Origin of the sequence: Tardiphaga robiniae (assembly GCF_013359755.1) — a bacterium.
GTDB classification, from domain to species: domain Bacteria; phylum Pseudomonadota; class Alphaproteobacteria; order Rhizobiales; family Xanthobacteraceae; genus Tardiphaga; species Tardiphaga robiniae.
The window spans coordinates 261,566-279,346 of record NZ_JABMCJ010000094.1 but is presented as its reverse complement, the minus strand read 5'-3'; the positions used below and the strand labels follow the sequence as shown (position 1 = coordinate 279,346).

The following is a 17,781-nucleotide window of genomic DNA, read 5'->3' as shown; positions in this document are numbered from 1 at the left end:
CGAATGGCCGGCAGGAGCCGGCCATTCATTGACAGTATTAAGCAGCGTAGGTCTTCGCGAAGCCTTCGACGACGGCCTTGAGCTGGGCGGCGACGTCATCCTTGAGATCGCGGCTGTCGCGGATCGCGTTGAGGATATCGACGTTCTTGCCGCGCAGCAGCGACAGAAGACCGTCTTCGAAGCCCCGAACCTTGGCGATCGGCAGAGTGTCGAGATAGCCGTTGGTGCCGGCCCAGATCACGCAAACCTGCTCTTCCATCTTCAGCGGCGAGAACTGCGGTTGCTTCAGGAGTTCGGTCAGACGTGCGCCGCGGTTCAGCAGGCGCTGGGTCGAAGCGTCGAGGTCCGAGCCGAACTGCGCAAAGGCCGCCATTTCGCGGTACTGCGCGAGCTCACCCTTGATCTTGCCGGCGACCTTCTTCATCGCCTTGGTCTGCGCGGCGGAGCCGACGCGCGACACCGACAGACCGACGTTCACGGCAGGACGGATGCCCTGGAAGAACAGATCGGTTTCAAGGAAGATCTGACCGTCAGTGATCGAAATCACGTTGGTCGGAATGTAGGCGGACACGTCGTTGGCCTGGGTTTCGATGACCGGCAGCGCCGTCAGCGAACCATTGCCCTGGGAATCGTTGAGTTTCGCAGCGCGTTCGAGCAAACGCGAGTGAAGATAGAACACGTCGCCCGGATAAGCTTCGCGGCCCGGCGGACGACGCAGCAGCAGCGACATCTGACGGTAAGCAACAGCCTGCTTCGAGAGATCGTCATAGACGATGACGGCGTGCATGCCGTTGTCGCGGAAGAATTCGCCGATCGTGCAGCCGGTGAACGGCGCGATGTACTGCATCGGAGCCGGATCTGAAGCGGTCGCGGCGACGACGACGGAGTATTCCATCGCGCCCTGCTCTTCGAGCACCTTCACGAATTGGGCGACGGTCGAACGCTTTTGACCAACGGCGACGTACACGCAGTACAGCTTCTGGCTCTCGGGAGCGCCAGCAACGTTCAGCGACTTCTGGTTCAGAATGGTGTCGAGCGCGATTGCGGTCTTGCCGGTCTGACGGTCACCGATGATCAGCTCGCGCTGGCCACGGCCGACCGGGATCAGAGCGTCGACCGACTTCAGGCCGGTTGCCATCGGCTCGTTGACCGACTTGCGCGGAATGATGCCCGGTGCCTTGACGTCGACGCGCATACGCTTGTCGGCCTGGATCGGACCCTTGCCATCGATCGGATTGCCGAGCGCGTCGACCACGCGGCCGAGCAGACCCTTACCAACCGGCGCGTCCACGATCGAACGGGTGCGCTTAACAGTCTGGCCTTCCTTAATTTCGCGGTCAGCGCCGAAAATAACGACACCGACGTTGTCGGTTTCGAGGTTCAGCGCCATACCGCGGGTGCCGTTCTCGAATTCGACCATTTCGCCGGCCTGGACGTTGTCGAGGCCGTAGACGCGGGCAATGCCGTCGCCGACGGACAACACCTGTCCGACTTCGGAAACTTCAGCTTCCTGGCCGAAATTCTTGATCTGGTCTTTGAGGATCGCGGAAATTTCTGCGGCGCGGATGTCCATCAGCCTGCCTCTTTCATCGAGTGCTTGATCGAGTTGAGTTTGGTGCGAAGCGAGCTGTCCACCATGCGGCTGCCGAGCTTGACGACAAGCCCGCCGATGATGGACGGATCGACTTTCACGTTGAGCGCGACGTCCTTGCCCGTCACTGACTTCAGCGCGGTCTTGAGAGCGTCGAGATTCTTGTCACTGAGCGGCTCGGCGACGGTGACGTCAGCCGTAGCTTCGCCCTTAAACTTGGCGACCAGCGCATTGAAGCCGCGCGCCACGTCACCAATGGCGAACAGGCGGCGGTTGGCGGTGAGGACCTTGAGGAAGTTGGCGGTGATGCCGGTAATTCCGGCTTTCTCCAGAACCGAAGCGAGGGCCTTGCCCTGAATCTCGGCAGAGAACACCGGGCTGCGAACCAGTCGCGCCAAGTCGGCGCTGTCGGCCAGCATCGCTGCGAATTTGTCGAGATCGGCCTTCACCGCATCGACGGACTTTTCGTCACGCGCCAGCTCAAACAGAGCCGTTGCATAACGACCGGACATTCCCGAAACCGACGGATCTTGTGTTGCCACGAATTGCGCTCTTCAGGCTGTCAAACTCGCAAGGGAATAACTATCGCCTGAATGTGGCGCCTAGCGATCCAAGTCCTTGGAATTCAAGCGGGACTTCGATTTTGAGGTCACAACAAAATGTCGTGACCCGTTCAAATCGCGGCTTTGCTAACATAGCCCGCGCGCTGGTGCAACGCGACGAAAGCGTTTGATGATGCCTTGTCGCAGGCCCTCGCAAAGAATCATTTCAGGGAGATGTGACGCGCCAATCGGGTCGCTGACGGAGTGTTTCATCGTCCATCTCCGAGGCGGAATTTCTTATTCCGCATGACGGTACACGGTGCCGATTCTTTTGAATCACGCAACGTCGAGTACGGTGAGCCGGCAATTGAAATCGCGGCGGGCAGCGCGGCGTGCGCGTTTCATGTCACCGTTTCGGGCTTCTTAACATTTACTTACCGAATGCTATCCATGCACGGCGATCACTTAGCTATTCAGTATAGTTATGTAATGTGCAGTATACTTAATAGTTAAAAATTCATTAAAGCGGCTCATTAGGCATGTTCTGTTCCATCACAAGATATTTCATCTGGTCATGGAACGATTGCGTTGCCTATTTTACGCCTCATTACGTCGTCAAACGCTCAGCCAGTGAAATTGGGACGGGGGTCCACTTGCCACATTTGTGGCAATACTGTCTGAGGGACAACAACTTATGCTGCGTTACGGAAAATCGACGCTGGGTGCTATCGCCCGGCCGCGTACGGCAATCGCTGTCATGACTGCCGCTCTTGTTCTCGGGGGAACGGTTTCTGAGGCTTCGGCCAAATCCCGGCACCATCGCCATCACCACAAGCACCATCACGTCGCCAAGGCTTCGCCGTCGCTGTTCGATGCCAATGCGTCGATCGCGCCGACCACCGGCGGCCGTAGCTTCTCGGGTGTTGCGTCCTATTACGGCAATGAGTCCGGCAGCCGCACTGCGTCGGGTCAGCGCTTCAATCAGAATGCGATGACCGCCGCGCATCGTTCGCTGCCGTTCGGCACCAAGCTGCGCGTTACCCATGGCGGTCGCAGCGTTGTCGTCACCGTCAACGATCGCGGCCCGTTCATCCGTGGCCGGGTGCTCGACCTGTCCAAGGGCGCAGCGAGCGCGATCGGTCTGACCGGCCGTGGTGTCGGCCGAGTCGTTGCGGAAGTCATGTAAGCAAGACAAGCGCGTCGCGTCCCTGATCTTCCAAGTTCAGTAGCGTTGTGTGTGTATTGAGTAGAGTAAGCGTTGAGTAAAAGAGCCTGCTGTCATCAAAAGACAGCAGGCTTTTTTTTGTTTTTGCGTTGTCAGTTCACACCGTCATTCCAGGTTCGCTCGCAACAGTGAGCCTTCCGGAATGACGAAGCTCAAAGAAAGCTCTGCGGATCGACATCGACTTCGAGCTTTAGGTTGCCTGTAGGCTTTGGGCCGTGCGCCAGCCAGTCGCGGAGATAATGCGACAGGTCGACATTGCGCGCCGACTTCACCAGCAGTCGGAAGCGATAGCGACCTTTGATCACGGCGAGCGGTGCTTCGGCGGGGCCGAGCACCATGATGCGCTCGTCGATCGGTGCTACGGCGGCGAGCTTGCGCGCATAGCCCTCCGTGGTTGGCCGGTCCCCGCCTGAGATGATCAGGCTCGCCAGTCGACCGAAGGGTGGATAGCCCGCGCGCTCGCGGGCCTCGATCTCGCTGGCGTAAAACGCTTCGCGGTCGTTTGCGATCAGCGCCTTCATCACCGGATGTTCCGGCTGATGGGTCTGCAGATAGCCGACGCCGCGGCCCTGTTCACGTCCGGCGCGGCCGATGACCTGATTGAGCATCTGATAGGTGCGTTCCGCGGCGCGCGGATCGCCATTGCCGAGGCCCAGATCGGCGTCGATGACGCCAACCAGATTGAGCCGCGGGAAGTTATGGCCCTTGGCCACGAGTTGCGTGCCGATGATGACATCGACACGGCCCTCTGCGATCTCGGCCAGCTCCGTGCGCATCGCATCGATCGACGTAATAAGATCGCTCGACAGCACCATGGTGCGCGCGTCCGGGAACAGGCTCGCCGCTTCCTCCTGCAAGCGCTCGACGCCTGGGCCAACGGCGACCAGCGATTCTTCGGCCTGGCAATGCGGGCACTGATGCGGGCGATGCATCGAGAAACCGCAGTGGTGGCACACCAACCGCTGCCGAAAGCGATGATCGACCAACCACGCATCGCAGATCGTGCAGGCAAACCGGTGTCCGCAGCCGCGGCACAGCGTCAGCGGCGCATAGCCGCGGCGATTGAGGAACAGCAGCGCCTGTTCCTTGCGCTCGATGGCGATCTGGATCTTTTCGGCGAGGCGCGGCGCAATGAAGCGGCCGCGCATCGGCCCTTCGCGGCGCAGGTCGATGGCCTCGATATGCGGCATGTGCTGACCGCCGAAGCGTGAGGGCAACGCGATGCGCTGATAGCGTCCCTTGCGCGCGTTGACCTCGGACTCGACCGACGGTGTCGCCGAGGCCAGCACGATGGGAATTTTGGCGATCGACGCCCGCACCACTGCCATGTCGCGGGCGTGGTAATGCGCGCCTTCGTCCTGCTTGTAGGCCTGGTCATGCTCTTCATCGACGATGATCAGGCCGAGTTTCGCATAGGGCAGAAACAGTGCCGAGCGCGCGCCGACGATGACATGGGCCTCGCCATTGGCGATCGACGCCCAGTTGCGTGCGCGGGTGCGCGGTGTCAGTTCGGAATGCCACTCCAGCGGTCGCACGCCGAAGCGTTTTGAGAAGCGCTCGAGGAATTGCCCCGTCAGCGCTATTTCGGGCATCAGGATCAGCACCTGTTCGCCGCGCTTGATCACCTCGGCAACCGCCTCGAAATAGACCTCGGTCTTGCCGGAGCCGGTGACGCCGTCGAGCAAAGCGGCGTGAAAATCCCCCTTGGCGGCGAAGGTCCGCATCGCCTCGGCCGCGACGGCCTGATCGTCTGAAAAGTCCGGTTCGGCGAAGGTGGGATCAGGCGCCGGCGGCGGCAGCGCGCGGGGCATGGCTTCAATAGCAAGCGTGCCTTCATCGACGAGGCCGTCGATTACGCCTGCGCTGACGCCGGCCTCCTTGGCTGCCTCAGACTTTGCGTGCAGCAGGCCGTCCGACAGGATCTCGATCAGCCGTGCGCGTGCCGAGGTCATGCGCTTGGGCACTTCGCCGACCAGGCGGACGCCCATGCGCACGCGCTCTGGGCCGAGATGCTCGCCCATCCGCAGCGTCATCTTCATGACCATGCCGCGTGCGGACAGAGTGTAATTCGCCACCCAGTCGACCAGGCTGCGCAATTCCTGCTTCAGCGGGGGGACATCGAATTTCTCGCCAACCTCTTTCAGGCGGTTGTGCAGCCGCGGATCGGGATTGGTATTTTCCGCCCAAACCACGCCGATCACCTCGCGGGCGCCGAGTGGCACGCTGACAACATCGCCGGGCCGCAGATCGAGGCCACGAGGCACGCGATAGGAATAAGCCTGGTTCAGCGCGACCGGCACCAGCACGTCAACGACGCCAGACGATGTTTTGGTGCGCGCAGCTTCGTCCATCGGCGGAATCAGACTCGAAATGGGGTATCCGCTAACCTAAGCTCGCGGTGCGGGCCGGACCAGTGCCGGCTGTGTGGCCCGGTCTTATGACCGATGTGCCGCCACGACAATGAAGCAAGAACAATAAGTCAAAGGGAGAGTTACTATGGGCCACAGGCTCGCTGGGGCAATCGCCTCATTCGTCATGTTTTCTGCCGTCGTGATACCTGCGCTGGCGCAGGACCGGATGCCGCCGATCCCAGCCGACAAATACACCGAATCGCAGAAGAAAGCCGCCGAGGAGTTCGCCGGCGGCCGGGGCTACGAGGTCCGTGGCCCCTTCGTGCCGCTGATTCGCAGCCCGGAAGTCATGCTGCGCGCCAAGGCGATGGGCGATCATCTCAGGTTCAAGAGCGCACTGGCGCCGCGGCTCAGCGAAATGATCATCCTGATCACCGCACGCGAATGGACCCAGCAATATGAGTGGGTTGCGCATCATGACATCGCGATCAAGGCCGGCCTGCGCAACGACATCGCCGATGCGATTGCCGATGGCCGGCGTCCTGTTGGCATGGCCGAGGACGAAGAGGCCGCCTACGACATGTCGATCGAGATCCAGCGCACCAAACGCGTGAGTGATCCGACCTGGAACAAGGCCGTCGCCAAATTCGGCGAGCAGGGCGTCATCGATCTGCTCGGGATCAATGGCTATTACACCTTCCTGGCCATGGCCATGAATGCAGCGCGAACAGGCCTCCCGGCCGGTGTCGCGGAGCCCCTGAAGCGGTTCCCGGATTGACGATGCCGGCGGTTCACCAAAGTGAAACGAGCAGGGTGTGATAATCTCTGCCCGTTCGCGTACCGCGAACTGCAAGGCATTCCGATGGCCAAGCTTTCCGATAAAAAACCAAACGCACCCGCACCTATCGATCTCATTTGCGCCGATGCTGATGTCTCGCTGCAAATGACGCGCTGGCTGTCGCATTTGCGTGCCGAGCGACGGCTGTCGCCGAAGACGCTGGAGGCTTATGCGCGGGACGTCCGGCAGTTTCTGACATTTCTCGCCGAACACTGGGGCGCGCTCGTCTCGCTGCCGCGTTTCGCCAAGCTGGAGACCAGCGATGTCCGTGCCTTCATGGCGGCGCGGCGCGGCGATGATATCGGCGGCCGCTCGCTGATGCGCGCGCTGGCCGGTCTACGGTCATTCGGTCGTTTTCTAGAGCGCGAAGGCAAGGGCAATGTCGGTGCGTTGTCCGCGGTTCGCGCGCCGAAAATCGGCAAGAGCCTGCCGAAACCGTTGCAGATGGTCTCGGCCAAGCGCCTCGCCGATGCGGATGAGCGCGCGGGCGAAAATCGCGATCCGTGGATCTGGGCGCGCGATGCCGCGGTGATGGCGCTACTCTACGGGTCCGGCTTGCGTATCTCCGAAGCACTTGGCCTGAAGCGCCGCGACGTGCCGGCAGCCGGCGCGGGCGATGTGCTGATCGTCAACGGCAAGGGTAACAAGACCCGTATGGTGCCGGTGCTGCATAATGTGCTGGAGCTCATCGCCGACTACGCCGCGCAGTGTCCGCATCCGCTCCCTGCCGATGGCCCGATGTTCGTCGGCGCGCGCGGCGGCCCGCTCAGCCCTCGGATCATCCAGTTGACCATGGAGCGGATGCGTGGCGCGCTCGGCCTGCCCGACAGCGCCACGCCGCACGCGCTGCGCCATTCCTTTGCCACCCATCTGCTGACCCGCGGTGGTGACCTCCGCGCGATCCAGGAATTGCTCGGCCACGCCTCGCTGTCGACCACACAGATCTATACCGGCATCGACACCGAGCGGCTGTTCGAAGTCTACAAGACCGCACACCCGCGAGCGTAGGGCCAGGCAAACCCCAGCTGTAGTAGAAGTGTCATGAGCTGCCCCTTGCGAAGTCGCCGCGGTTCGGTCAAATCGACGCATCGACCAACCGGAGGGGATTACGATGGGTGCGCACGAAAGTATGGAGCACGCGGAGCATGCCGAGCATGCGTCCGGCTCGAACAAGAATATTGCACTGCTGATTGCCGTGATCGCGCTGTTTCTGGCGTTCTCGGAAACCCTCGGCAAGGGTGCGCAAACCGAATCTATCAGCAAGAACGTCGAGGCATCCAATCTCTGGGCGTTCTTCCAGGCCAAAAGCATCCGCCGCACCGTCGTTCAGGCGACGTCGGACCAGGCCAGGCTCAGCCTCGGCCTGATGGGTGACGATGCCGCCAAGGCCGCACTATCCAAGCAGATCGACGACTGGAAGAAGACCGCGGATCGTTATCGCTCCGAGCCGGAGACCGGCGAAGGCTCCGAACAGCTCGCCGCCCGTGCCAAGGAAGCCGAGCATGCGCGCGACCTCGCAATGGCGCGTTATCATCACTATGAAGTGGCCTCCGCCGCATTCCAGATCGGCATCGTGCTGGCGTCGGCCACGATCATCACCGGCATGATCGCGCTGGCCTGGGTATCAGGTGCACTGGCGATTGCCGGCGTCGCCTTTACCGCGGTCGGCCTGTTCGCGCCGCATGCGGTTCATCTCATGTAATGACTTAAGCCGAAGCGGTCCGGCATAGCTGCAGGACCGCTTCGGCAAAGGCCTTGGGCGCTTCCTGCGGTACATTGTGGCCAACGCCCGCGATGACGCGGCGCTCATAAGGGCCCGTAAAATACTGGCCGTGATTCTCGGAATTCTTTACGGGTCCAATGCCGTCGTCAGCGCCGTGCAGAACGATAGTCGGGACATCGATCTTCGGCTGCGCCGCAAGCTGGGTCTCCAGAAAAGCATAATTCGGATCGCCGGCGACGCTGCCGGTACGGTGCATATAAGAGTGCACGACCACATCGACGAAGTCATCGTTGTCGAAGGCCGACGCCGAGCGCTCGAATGTGGCATCATCGAATGCCCAGCTGGGCGACCACATCTTCCAGAGCAGTTTGGCTAGTGCGTCGCGGTTCTGGATCAGGCCGTTGCGGCCACGTTCGGTATGGAAATAATACTGATACCACTGTCGCGCTTCCTGCTCGGGAGCGGATGGTCGCGCCGCATTCGTCAGGTCCTGGATGTTGTAGCCGGTGCAACTGACGAGGCCGTGCACGCGTTCGGGCCATAGCGCAGAGACGACGCAGGCCGCGCGGCCGCCCCAGTCATAGCCGGCAACCAGGGCCTTGCCGATACGCAGCGCGTCCATCAGCTCCAGCAGATCCTGTCCGAGCGCAGCCTGTTGCCCCGAGCGGATGGTCGCGCTGGAAAGAAACCGCGTTGGCCCATAGCCACGCAGATAGGGCACGATGGTGCGGAAGCCAGCGGCGTTGATGATGTCGACCGCGTCGTCATAGCCTCTGATGTCATAGGGAAAACCATGCATCAGCAGAACGGGCAAGCCACCATCCGGTCCGCTATGTTCATAAGCAATATCGAGAAGGGGAGTTTGGATGCGTGCCAGTTCAGCCAAGTTGCTCTCCCGTTCGATCTACCGCGCCGAATGCGCCCGATGACGCAGCCGCTGTACCAGCCGCATCCAACGCGACGATGAATTGGAGCGGAACATCGCCATCGTCGCCTTGATTCTTGCAGTCACAGGCGCGACCAATTCGCCGGCCCGGCGGCGGATGTCGAGAACGAATTCGTAGAGCTTCCGAAACCAGTTCATCTGCAACAGCTTCGGCCGTGTCACATCGAAGATGAACGCAGCGACGCCGACGCCGAGAAACTTGCTGAACACGATGAGCGCGAAAGCGCTGATCCAATACTGATGCATGAGCAGCCAGGCGCCGGCCAATTTCAATGGAAATAGCAGGATCGCCGGAATAACAAACACGGCCAGCGTCAACATCGGCGACAGCCGCGCGATCCGCGCGGCCAGCCATTCCTTGAATGCGCGCAGCGGAATCGCTGCAACGATGCGCGCGACGACCGGTTCGAGATGATCCCACAGCCACGCTTCGATCAGGAAGATCAAAGCGAGGAAGAACCATAGCGGCTGCAGCACGCGTCGCATCATGGCGTTCGTCTCCCAGCCGGCGTCGCGCCGGCCGTGACTCACATATGGATAGCGCGCTTGGCTACTGCAAATGCAGCTTCCTTCACCGCCTCGGAGCGGGTCGGATGGGCATGGCAGGTGCGGGCCAGATCTTCGGCGGAACCGCCAAATTCCATCAGCACGCAGGCCTCGTGGATCATTTCGCCGACTTCGCGGCCGATCATATGTACGCCGAGCACGCGATCGGTCTTCGCATCTGCGAGAATCTTCACGAAACCATCGGTGGTCTGGTTGACCTTGGAGCGGCCATTGGCCGTGAACGGGAACTTGCCGACATTGTAAGCGATACCGGCAGCCTTGAGCTCTTCCTCGGTCTTGCCGACGGCGGCGACTTCCGGCGTGGTGTAGACGACGCCCGGGATCACGTCATAGTTCACATGACCGGCCTGGCCGGCGAGAAGCTCGGCGCAGGCAACGCCTTCGTCTTCCGCTTTGTGCGCCAGCATCGGGCCCGCGACGACGTCGCCGATAGCGTAGACGCCCTTCACATTGCTCGAGAAGTGATGGTCGATCTTGACGCGGCCGCGCTCATCGAGCTCGACACCTGCTTCCTTGAGGCCAAGCGCTTCGGTATAAGCGACGCGGCCGATCGCCACGAGAATCACATCGGCTTCGAGTGCTTCAGCAGCGCCGCCTGCAGCTGGCTCGATCTGCGCCTTCAGTTTCTTACCGGACGTATCGACGCCGGTGACCTTGGCGCCGAGCTTGAAGGTCATGCCCTGCTTCTCGAGCATGCGCTGGAACTGCTTAGCGACTTCGCCATCCATGCCGGGCAGGATACGGTCGAGGAATTCCACGACGGTGACTTCGGCGCCGAGGCGGCGCCACACCGAGCCGAGTTCGAGGCCGATCACGCCGGCGCCGACCACGATCATCTTCTCCGGCACCTTGTCGAGAGACAGCGCGCCGGTCGACGACACGATGCGCTTCTCGTCGATCTCGATGCTCTTCAGTTTGGCGACATCAGAACCAGTAGCGATGACGATGTTCTTCGTCTCCAGCGTCTGGGCCTTGCCGTCAGCGCCGGTGACTTCGACCTTGCCGGTGCCGAGCACACGACCGGTGCCCATCACGACGTCGATCTTGTTCTTCTTCATCAGGAACTCGACACCCTTGACGTTGCCGTCGATGCCCTGCTGCTTGAAGTTCATCAGCGCTGGAAGATCGAGTGTCGGGGCGGACACCTTGATGCCCATCTTGGCGAAGGAGTGGCCGGCTTCCTCAAAAAGCTCTGACGAATAGAGTAAAGCCTTCGAGGGCATGCAGCCGATGTTCAGGCAGGTGCCGCCCAGCGTGCTGTTCTTCTCGACGACGGCGACCTTCATGCCGAGCTGCGCCGCGCGAATCGCGCAGACATAACCGCCGGGTCCGGTGCCGATAACAACGAGGTCGTAAGAAGCCATGATGCAGTCCTGTATTGTCTTCAGATGATATGGGGTGTCAGAGCCTCAGCGGCCACCGGACACGTCGATAATGGTGGATGTGACGTAGGAAGCCTCGTCCGACAGCAACCAGACGATGGCATTGGCAACTTCATCCGCAGTGCCGACGCGCTTCATCGGTACGTTGACGGAAAGACGATGCGCGCGGTCCGGCTCGCCGCCTGACGCGTGGATATCAGTATCGATCAAACCGGGCCGAATGCCGGCGACGCGAATGCCTTCGGCTGCGACTTCGTGTCCCAATCCGATGGTGAAGGAATCGATCGCGCCCTTTGAGGCGGCATAGTCGACATAGGTGTTCGGCGCACCCAGTTTGGCGGCTACCGATGACAGATTGACGATAACGCCACCCTTGCCGCCGTGTTTGGTCGACATGCGCTTCACGGCCTCGCGGGCGCAAAGAATGCTGCCGGTGACATTCACCGTCATCATGTTAGCGATGCGTTCGGCAGTCATCTGATCGACGCGGATGGAAGGGCCGACAATACCAGCATTGTTGACCAGCGCGCCGAGTGGCCCGAACGCGTCAGCCGCCTTGAACAGCGCGAGAATGTCAGCCTCGGAGCCGACATTGCATTTTACGGCGATGGCCTTGCCGTTGGTCGCTTCGATCTTCGAAACGACCTCGTTGGCGGCGGCTTCGTTGCTGGCATAGCCGACGACGACCTTGAAGCCACGTGAGGCCGCCAGCAGCGCGGTGGAACGACCGATGCCGCGGCTTCCGCCGGTAATGATCACGACGTTGTCGCTCATGCGTCGCTCCCGGTGAGTGCGGCGTTGAAGGACCAGATGTGTCCGAACGGATCGCGAATGGTGCCGTAGCGGGCCCCCCAGAAAACATCCTGAGGCGCCATCACGACTTCTGCTCCCGATGTTTCCGCGCGGGCGATCGCGGCGTCGACATCTTCAGGCTTGGGCAGATTGATATTGATCGTCATGCCGGCGCCGCCGCGGGTCTGCGGCGACAGGATGTGGCCACCAAACTCGGGAAATTCGTCATGCAGCATAACTTCGCTGCCGAACATTTCGAGGTTGGCGTGCATAACCCGCTTGCCGTCGTCGGCCATTGCGTGGAACGAGCACTTCGCGCCAAGCGCCTTCTCATAGAAGGCAATGGCTTCAAGCCCACCCTTGACGCAAAGGTGGGCCTGAATTGGCGGAGGGTTCGGTCCGAACGCCATGGCGACCTCGGGTTAGAGATCCAGAACGAGACGGGCCGGATCTTCCAGGCTTTCCTTGACGCGAACGAGGAATGTCACGGCTTCCTTGCCGTCGATCACGCGGTGATCGTAGGACACCGCCAGATACATCATCGGGCGGATCTCGATCTTGCCGCCGACCACGACCGGACGTTCCTGGATCTTGTGCATGCCGAGGATGGCCGACTGCGGCGCATTCAGGATCGGCGTCGACATCAGCGAACCGTAGATGCCGCCATTGGTGATGGTGAATGTGCCACCCTGCATTTCGTCGATCTTGAGCTGGCCGTCACGGGCGCGCTTGCCGAAATCCGCGATGGTTTTTTCGATGTCGGAGATCGACTTGGTATCGCAGTCGCGCACCACGGGAACGACGAGGCCCTTGTCAGTGCCGACGGCAACGCCGACGTGATAATAGTTCTTGTAGATCAGGTCGGAGCCATCGATCTCGGCATTCACGGCCGGAATATCCTTCAACGCCTGCACGCAGGCCTTGGTGAAGAAGCCCATGAAGCCGAGCTTGGTGCCGTGCTTCTTCTCGAACACATCCTTGTACTGCGAGCGCAGCGCCATCACGTTGGTCATGTCGACCTCGTTGAAGGTCGTCAGCATCGCGGCGGTGTTCTGCACGTCCTTGAGGCGACGCGCGATGGTCTGACGCAGGCGCGTCATTTTTACGCGCTCTTCGCGGGCAGCATCGTCAGCGGGTGACGGTGCACGTACCTGCACGGCGGCGGCAGACTGATTGATCGGTGTCGGTGCCGACGCAGCCTTCTCGATCGCGGCGAGCATGTCGCCCTTGGTCACGCGGCCATCCTTGCCCGAGCCGGGGACGGTGGCGGCATCGATGCCGCTCTCGACCGAGATCTTGCGGACTGACGGCGCCAGCGGCGCATCGACGGGGGCGGACTTCTGAGCGGGAGCAGGCGCAGCAGCGGCAGCGGCCGGAGCCGGGGCAGCGGGCTTCGCGGGAGCTGCGGCTGGCTTGGCGCCGCCGGCACCATCGGTGATCTGGCCGAGCAGTGCGCCGACGGCAACGGTCTCGCCGTCCTTGGCAACGATCTCGCCGAGGACTCCGGCGGAGGGCGCCGGGACTTCGATGGTGACCTTGTCGGTCTCGAGTTCGACCAACGGCTCGTCAACGGCGACGGCATCGCCGGCCTTCTTGAACCAGCGGCCGATGGTGGCTTCCGTCACGGATTCGCCGAGCGTGGGAACGCGAATTTCAGTCATTGTCTATTTCCTCTTGTGGCGTGGCGACCCGCTCGGTCATTCCTGCCTGAACTTGAAATCAATGGGGATATGCGAACGCCCCGCGGGTGCGGGGCATTCGCCAACAGAATGGAGGCTTAGCCGAGCGCTTCGTCGAGGAAGGCCTTGAGCTGGGCGAGATGCTTGGACATCAGGCCGGTGGCGGTCGCTGCCGAAGCAGCGCGGCCGGCATAACGCGGACGCTTGTGGGTGGCGTTGATCTGGTTGAGCACCCATTCAAGATACGGTTCGATGAAGTGCCAGCCGCCCATGTTGCGCGGCTCTTCCTGACACCAGACGAATTCCGCACCCTTGAAGCGGGTCAACTCCTGCACCAGCGTCTTCAGCGGCACCGGATAGAGCTGCTCGATGCGCATCAGGTAGACGTCGTCGATGCCGCGCTTCTCGCGCTCCTCGTAGAGGTCATAATAGACCTTGCCGGAGCACAGCACGACGCGACGGATCTTGTTGTCGGCGGTGAGCTTGATCTTCTCGTCCGGCAGCTTCTCCGCATCGTCGAACAACACGCGATGGAACGATGTGTCGGCACCGAGTTCGCTCAGCTTCGACACCGCACGCTTGTGGCGCAGCAGCGACTTCGGCGTCATGACGATCAGCGGCTTGCGAATCTCACGCTTCAACTGACGACGCAGCATGTGGAAGTAGTTGGCCGGAGTAGTCGGATAGACCACCTGCATGTTGTCTTCGGCGCACATCTGGAGGAAACGCTCAAGGCGTGCGGAGGAATGCTCCGGGCCCTGGCCTTCATAGCCATGCGGCAGCAGGCAGACGAGGCCCGACATACGCAGCCACTTGCGTTCACCCGAGGAGATGAACTGGTCGAACAGCACCTGTGCGCCGTTGGCGAAGTCGCCGAACTGCGCTTCCCAGATGGTCAGCGCCTTCGGCTCGGCCAGCGAGTAGCCGTATTCGAATCCGAGCACGGCTTCTTCGGACAGCAGCGAGTTGATGACCTCGTAGTGACCCTGGTCGGGCTTGAGGTGGTTGAACGGCGTGTAGCGGCTTTCGTCTTCCTGGTCGAACAGCACCGAATGGCGCTGCGAGAAGGTGCCGCGCTCCGAGTCCTGGCCGGACAGCCGGACATGGTGGCCTTCTTCCATCAGGGTACAGAATGCCAGCGCCTCGCCGGTCGCCCAGTCGATGCCTTCGCCACTGTCGATCGCCTTGGCGCGGGTGTCGAGGAAACGCTGCACCGTGCGGTGAACGCGGAAACCATCGGGCACCTTGGTGATCTTGGCGCCGATCTCCTTCAGCGTCTTGACGTCGACGCCGGTCACGCCGCGACGGGGATCTTCCTCCTGGTCGGCATATTTGAAGCCGGCCCACTTGCCGTCGAGCCAGTCAGCCTTGTTCGGCTTGTAGCCGGCGCCGGCTTCGAGCTCGGCATCAAGACGGGCGCGCCAGTCGGCCTTCGCCTTGTCGACTTCGCCTTCGGTCATCACGCCATCGGCGATGATGCGCTTGGCATAGATATCCAGCGTCGACTGATGCGCGCCGATCTTCTTGTACATCACCGGCTGGGTGAACGCCGGCTCGTCGCCTTCGTTATGGCCGTGGCGGCGATAGCAGAACATGTCGATGACGACAGGCTTGTGGAACTTCTGCCGGAACTCGATCGCGATCTTGGCGGCGAACACCACCGCTTCCGGATCGTCGCCGTTCACATGGAAGATCGGAGCATCGATCATCTTCGCAACGTCGGACGGATAGGGCGACGAACGGGAGTAACGCGGATAGGTGGTGAAGCCGATCTGGTTGTTGACGATGAAGTGGATCGAACCGCCGGTGCGATAGCCCTTCAGGTCCGACAGCGCAAAGCATTCCGCAACCACACCCTGACCTGCGAAGGCCGCATCGCCATGCATCAGCAGCGGCAGCACTGAAATACGCTGGTCCGGTGGATCACCATTCTGGTCCTGCTTGGCGCGGACCTTTCCGAGCACCACGGGATCGACGATTTCAAGATGCGACGGGTTCGCCGTCAGCGATAGGTGGATATTGTTGTTGTCGAACTCGCGATCCGACGAGGCGCCGAGGTGATACTTGACGTCACCCGAGCCTTCGACCTCGTCCGGATTGGCCGAACCGCCCTTGAATTCATGGAACAGCGCGCGGTGCGGCTTGCCCATCACCTGGGTCAACACGTTGAGGCGACCGCGATGTGGCATGCCGACGACGATGTCACGGACACCCAGGCTGCCGCCGCGCTTGATGATCTGTTCCAGCGCCGGGATCAGTGATTCGCCGCCGTCGAGGCCGAAGCGCTTGGTACCGGTGAACTTGACGTCGCAAAACTTCTCGAAGCCGTCGGCTTCGACCAGCTTCTGGAGGATGGCGCGGCGGCCTTCCGGCGTGAAGCTGATTTCCTTGTCCGGGCCTTCGATACGTTCCTGGATCCACGCCTTCTGCGCGCGGTTGGAAATGTGCATGAACTCGACGCCGAGGGTCTGGCAGTAGGTGCGCTGCAGGATCGCAACGATCTCGCGCAGCGTGCCGTATTCGAGGCCGATGACGTTATCGAGGAAGATCTTGCGGTCGTAGTCGGCATCGGTGAAGCCGTAGGAGCGCGGATCGAGCTCCTCGTGATCCTTCTGGCCTTCGATGCCCAGCGGATCGAGATTGGCGTGGAAATGGCCGCGCATGCGGAAGGCGCGGATCAGCATCAAGGCGCGTACCGAATCGCGGGTCGCCTGATTGATGTCGCCGGTCGGGGCGGCAGCACCGGGCTGCGCGGTCTTGGCGGCGAGCTTGGCACCCATCACCTTCTCGACCTGGGCCCAGTTGCCGTCCATGGCGGAGGTCAGGTCGTCCTTCGGCGTCAGCGGCCAGTTGGCCTTCTCCCAGGACGGGCCTTCGGCGTTCTTCTGAACGTCGGCGGGCGAGTCCTTCAGGCTCTTGAAGAACTCCTGCCACTCGGCATCGACCGAGGAGGGGTCCTTTTCGTAACGGGCATAGAGTTCGTCGATGTAAGTGGCGTTTGCGCCTTGCAGAAATGAGGAGAGTGCAAAGGCGGCGTTCGCATCCTGGCGAGACATGATGGCGTCCTGATTTGGTATCGCGCGGAAATTTTAGCGAGGGCTGATCCGGTTGCCGGACCATCCTAAAGTCGAGCGAGCTTCTACCCTATTTAATCCGAATGTGCGCCCTGAAAAGCACGAAGAACTGAATATATCGTCAATTCTTTGTGCGCGAGATTTTGTCCGCTGATTTCAGTCGACGACACTGAGGTCTTCCTTAGCCAAAGCGGCAGCGCCTCCTTGCAGTCCGGCGCGCCGGGTGCGGCGGATTTTGGGCGGCCCGCAAGCCTCGTCGAGCAGGGCATTGGCGGCCATGCCGGCGGCGTCTGCCACGGTCGGATCGCGGGTCACCATGGCGGCGACGATGGCGCCGTCCATCAAGAGGCCGATCTGGTGCGCGAGAAAGTCCGGCTTCTTGGCGCCGGCGGCCTCGGCCAGTCCGGAGATGTGCTTGAGAATGAATGATTTGTGCCGGATCGTGATGTCGCGCAGCCGGGTCTCGTCCTTGGCGTGCTCGCCGACTGCATTGATGAAAACACAGCCATAATAGGTCTCTTCGGCAAACCAGCCCTTCAGCGCGGGGAAAATCGAATCCAGTTTTTCACGCGGAGTTCTGGCGCGTTCCACGGCGGCAATGAACCAGCCGCGCCAGGTCTCGCTCTCCGCCCTGAGCACGGCGTCGACCAGATCGTCCTTGGATTTGAAGTTCTTGTAGAGCGTGGTTTTGGCCGTTCCGGCCTCGCTGACGATGGCGTCGATGCCGGTGGCATTGATGCCATTTTTGCAGAACAGCCTTGTCGCTGCGACCATCAGCCGCTCGCGCGGCGTCACCTGCGGAATACTGCTGTCGACGGCCTGCGGCATCGCATCGGTCATGCCCTGTCATATGTCATGCGGCGCGCGACGTGCAAGCGATCATCGGTTCCTGACCAATATTCGAGCCGGTAAGCGCCGATTTGGCGCGTTAAACGGCAATCCAGCCGCTGCACGTTTCTTCACCAAACGCCCAACTCGCTGATATCGCGACGTTTTCTCCATTGGCGGTCGCTGGCACGCTTTCTGCAGAGATACAGAACGTTCTGTATCTTTGATCTTTCCAAGGGAGAA

Annotated in this window: 15 protein-coding genes; 4 read left to right on the top strand and 11 right to left on the bottom strand. The window is 61.4% G+C overall.

Translation table 11 applies throughout. The annotated features are described in order from the left end of the window. Nucleotides 1–37 precede the first annotated feature (37 nt). Together atpA and HP556_RS27570 are read right to left on the bottom strand one after the other, a co-directional pair. On the bottom strand, nt 38–1,573 hold the full coding sequence (gene atpA / locus HP556_RS27575; RefSeq protein ID WP_175369294.1) for a F0F1 ATP synthase subunit alpha: 1,536 nt from the start codon (nt 1,571–1,573) through the stop codon (nt 38–40). Beyond that, entirely contained in the window at nt 1,573–2,133 is a 561-nt protein-coding gene (locus HP556_RS27570; protein ID WP_089263247.1) for a F0F1 ATP synthase subunit delta, read from the bottom strand. The genes atpA and HP556_RS27570 overlap by 1 nt, the downstream gene beginning before the upstream one ends. A gap of 694 nt (nt 2,134–2,827) precedes the next feature. On the opposite strand from HP556_RS27570, the gene HP556_RS27565 reads away from it, so the two are divergent. Continuing rightward, on the top strand, nt 2,828–3,319 hold the full coding sequence (locus HP556_RS27565; RefSeq protein ID WP_175369293.1) for a septal ring lytic transglycosylase RlpA family protein: 492 nt from the start codon (nt 2,828–2,830) through the stop codon (nt 3,317–3,319). Nucleotides 3,320–3,510: 191 nt separating this feature from the next. Here HP556_RS27565 and HP556_RS27560 read toward each other — a convergent pair whose 3' ends face one another. Further along, the gene (locus HP556_RS27560; RefSeq protein ID WP_175369292.1) at nt 3,511–5,709 is read right to left on the bottom strand and encodes a primosomal protein N'; all 2,199 of its coding nucleotides are present in this window, start codon (nt 5,707–5,709) and stop codon (nt 3,511–3,513) included. Between the two features lie 145 nt (nt 5,710–5,854). Between HP556_RS27560 and HP556_RS27555 the strand changes: the two genes are divergently transcribed. From HP556_RS27555 to HP556_RS27545, 3 genes are all read left to right on the top strand, one after another. Next, nucleotides 5,855–6,487, top strand: a complete 633-nt coding sequence (locus HP556_RS27555; protein ID WP_246297922.1) for a carboxymuconolactone decarboxylase family protein — start codon at nt 5,855–5,857, stop codon at nt 6,485–6,487. Between the two features lie 84 nt (nt 6,488–6,571). Further along, the gene (locus tag HP556_RS27550) at nt 6,572–7,555 is read left to right on the top strand and encodes a tyrosine recombinase XerC (RefSeq protein ID WP_175369291.1); all 984 of its coding nucleotides are present in this window, start codon (nt 6,572–6,574) and stop codon (nt 7,553–7,555) included. Between the two features lie 103 nt (nt 7,556–7,658). Next, a complete protein-coding gene (locus HP556_RS27545) occupies nt 7,659–8,249 on the top strand; it encodes a DUF4337 domain-containing protein (protein ID WP_175369290.1) in 591 nt (196 codons plus the stop codon). Between the two features lie 4 nt (nt 8,250–8,253). Here the strand turns inward: HP556_RS27545 and HP556_RS27540 are convergent, their stop codons facing one another. From HP556_RS27540 to HP556_RS27505, 8 genes are all read right to left on the bottom strand, one after another. Next, nucleotides 8,254–9,147 (bottom strand): alpha/beta fold hydrolase, encoded by an 894-nt coding sequence (locus tag HP556_RS27540; protein WP_246297945.1) that lies wholly within the window; start codon nt 9,145–9,147, stop codon nt 8,254–8,256. A gap of 27 nt (nt 9,148–9,174) precedes the next feature. Then, nucleotides 9,175–9,705 (bottom strand): hypothetical protein, encoded by a 531-nt coding sequence (locus tag HP556_RS27535; protein ID WP_089263684.1) that lies wholly within the window; start codon nt 9,703–9,705, stop codon nt 9,175–9,177. Between the two features lie 38 nt (nt 9,706–9,743). Then, nucleotides 9,744–11,147: a dihydrolipoyl dehydrogenase gene (gene lpdA / locus HP556_RS27530; protein WP_175369289.1), complete on the bottom strand. Its 1,404-nt coding sequence runs from the start codon at nt 11,145–11,147 to the stop codon at nt 9,744–9,746. 45 nt (nt 11,148–11,192) lie between these two features. After that, nucleotides 11,193–11,939, bottom strand: a complete 747-nt coding sequence (locus HP556_RS27525; RefSeq protein ID WP_175369288.1) for an SDR family oxidoreductase — start codon at nt 11,937–11,939, stop codon at nt 11,193–11,195. Further along, nucleotides 11,936–12,367, bottom strand: a complete 432-nt coding sequence (locus HP556_RS27520; protein ID WP_120287625.1) for a VOC family protein — start codon at nt 12,365–12,367, stop codon at nt 11,936–11,938. Before HP556_RS27520 ends, HP556_RS27525 begins: the two co-directional genes overlap by 4 nt. Nucleotides 12,368–12,379: 12 nt before the next feature. Beyond that, nucleotides 12,380–13,618 (bottom strand): 2-oxoglutarate dehydrogenase complex dihydrolipoyllysine-residue succinyltransferase, encoded by a 1,239-nt coding sequence (odhB, locus tag HP556_RS27515; RefSeq protein WP_175369287.1) that lies wholly within the window; start codon nt 13,616–13,618, stop codon nt 12,380–12,382. Between the two features lie 116 nt (nt 13,619–13,734). Then, entirely contained in the window at nt 13,735–16,692 is a 2,958-nt protein-coding gene (locus tag HP556_RS27510) for a 2-oxoglutarate dehydrogenase E1 component (protein ID WP_093757752.1), read from the bottom strand. A gap of 174 nt (nt 16,693–16,866) precedes the next feature. Continuing rightward, nucleotides 16,867–17,550 (bottom strand): TetR/AcrR family transcriptional regulator, encoded by a 684-nt coding sequence (locus tag HP556_RS27505; RefSeq protein ID WP_175369286.1) that lies wholly within the window; start codon nt 17,548–17,550, stop codon nt 16,867–16,869. Nucleotides 17,551–17,781 lie beyond the last annotated feature (231 nt).

Coding starts and splice junctions, on each gene's coding strand:
- HP556_RS27555 (WP_246297922.1), top strand. CDS start 5,855: ATGGGCCACAGGCTCGCTGGGGCAATCGCCTCATTCGTCATGTTTTCT.
- odhB (WP_175369287.1), bottom strand. CDS start 13,618: ATGACTGAAATTCGCGTTCCCACGCTCGGCGAATCCGTGACGGAAGCC.
- HP556_RS27550 (WP_175369291.1), top strand. CDS start 6,572: ATGGCCAAGCTTTCCGATAAAAAACCAAACGCACCCGCACCTATCGAT.
- HP556_RS27505 (WP_175369286.1), bottom strand. CDS start 17,550: ATGACCGATGCGATGCCGCAGGCCGTCGACAGCAGTATTCCGCAGGTG.
- lpdA (WP_175369289.1), bottom strand. CDS start 11,147: ATGGCTTCTTACGACCTCGTTGTTATCGGCACCGGACCCGGCGGTTAT.
- HP556_RS27565 (WP_175369293.1), top strand. CDS start 2,828: ATGCTGCGTTACGGAAAATCGACGCTGGGTGCTATCGCCCGGCCGCGT.
- HP556_RS27525 (WP_175369288.1), bottom strand. CDS start 11,939: ATGAGCGACAACGTCGTGATCATTACCGGCGGAAGCCGCGGCATCGGT.
- HP556_RS27510 (WP_093757752.1), bottom strand. CDS start 16,692: ATGTCTCGCCAGGATGCGAACGCCGCCTTTGCACTCTCCTCATTTCTG.
- HP556_RS27545 (WP_175369290.1), top strand. CDS start 7,659: ATGGGTGCGCACGAAAGTATGGAGCACGCGGAGCATGCCGAGCATGCG.
- HP556_RS27520 (WP_120287625.1), bottom strand. CDS start 12,367: ATGGCGTTCGGACCGAACCCTCCGCCAATTCAGGCCCACCTTTGCGTC.
- HP556_RS27560 (WP_175369292.1), bottom strand. CDS start 5,709: ATGGACGAAGCTGCGCGCACCAAAACATCGTCTGGCGTCGTTGACGTG.
- HP556_RS27535 (WP_089263684.1), bottom strand. CDS start 9,705: ATGATGCGACGCGTGCTGCAGCCGCTATGGTTCTTCCTCGCTTTGATC.
- atpA (WP_175369294.1), bottom strand. CDS start 1,573: ATGGACATCCGCGCCGCAGAAATTTCCGCGATCCTCAAAGACCAGATC.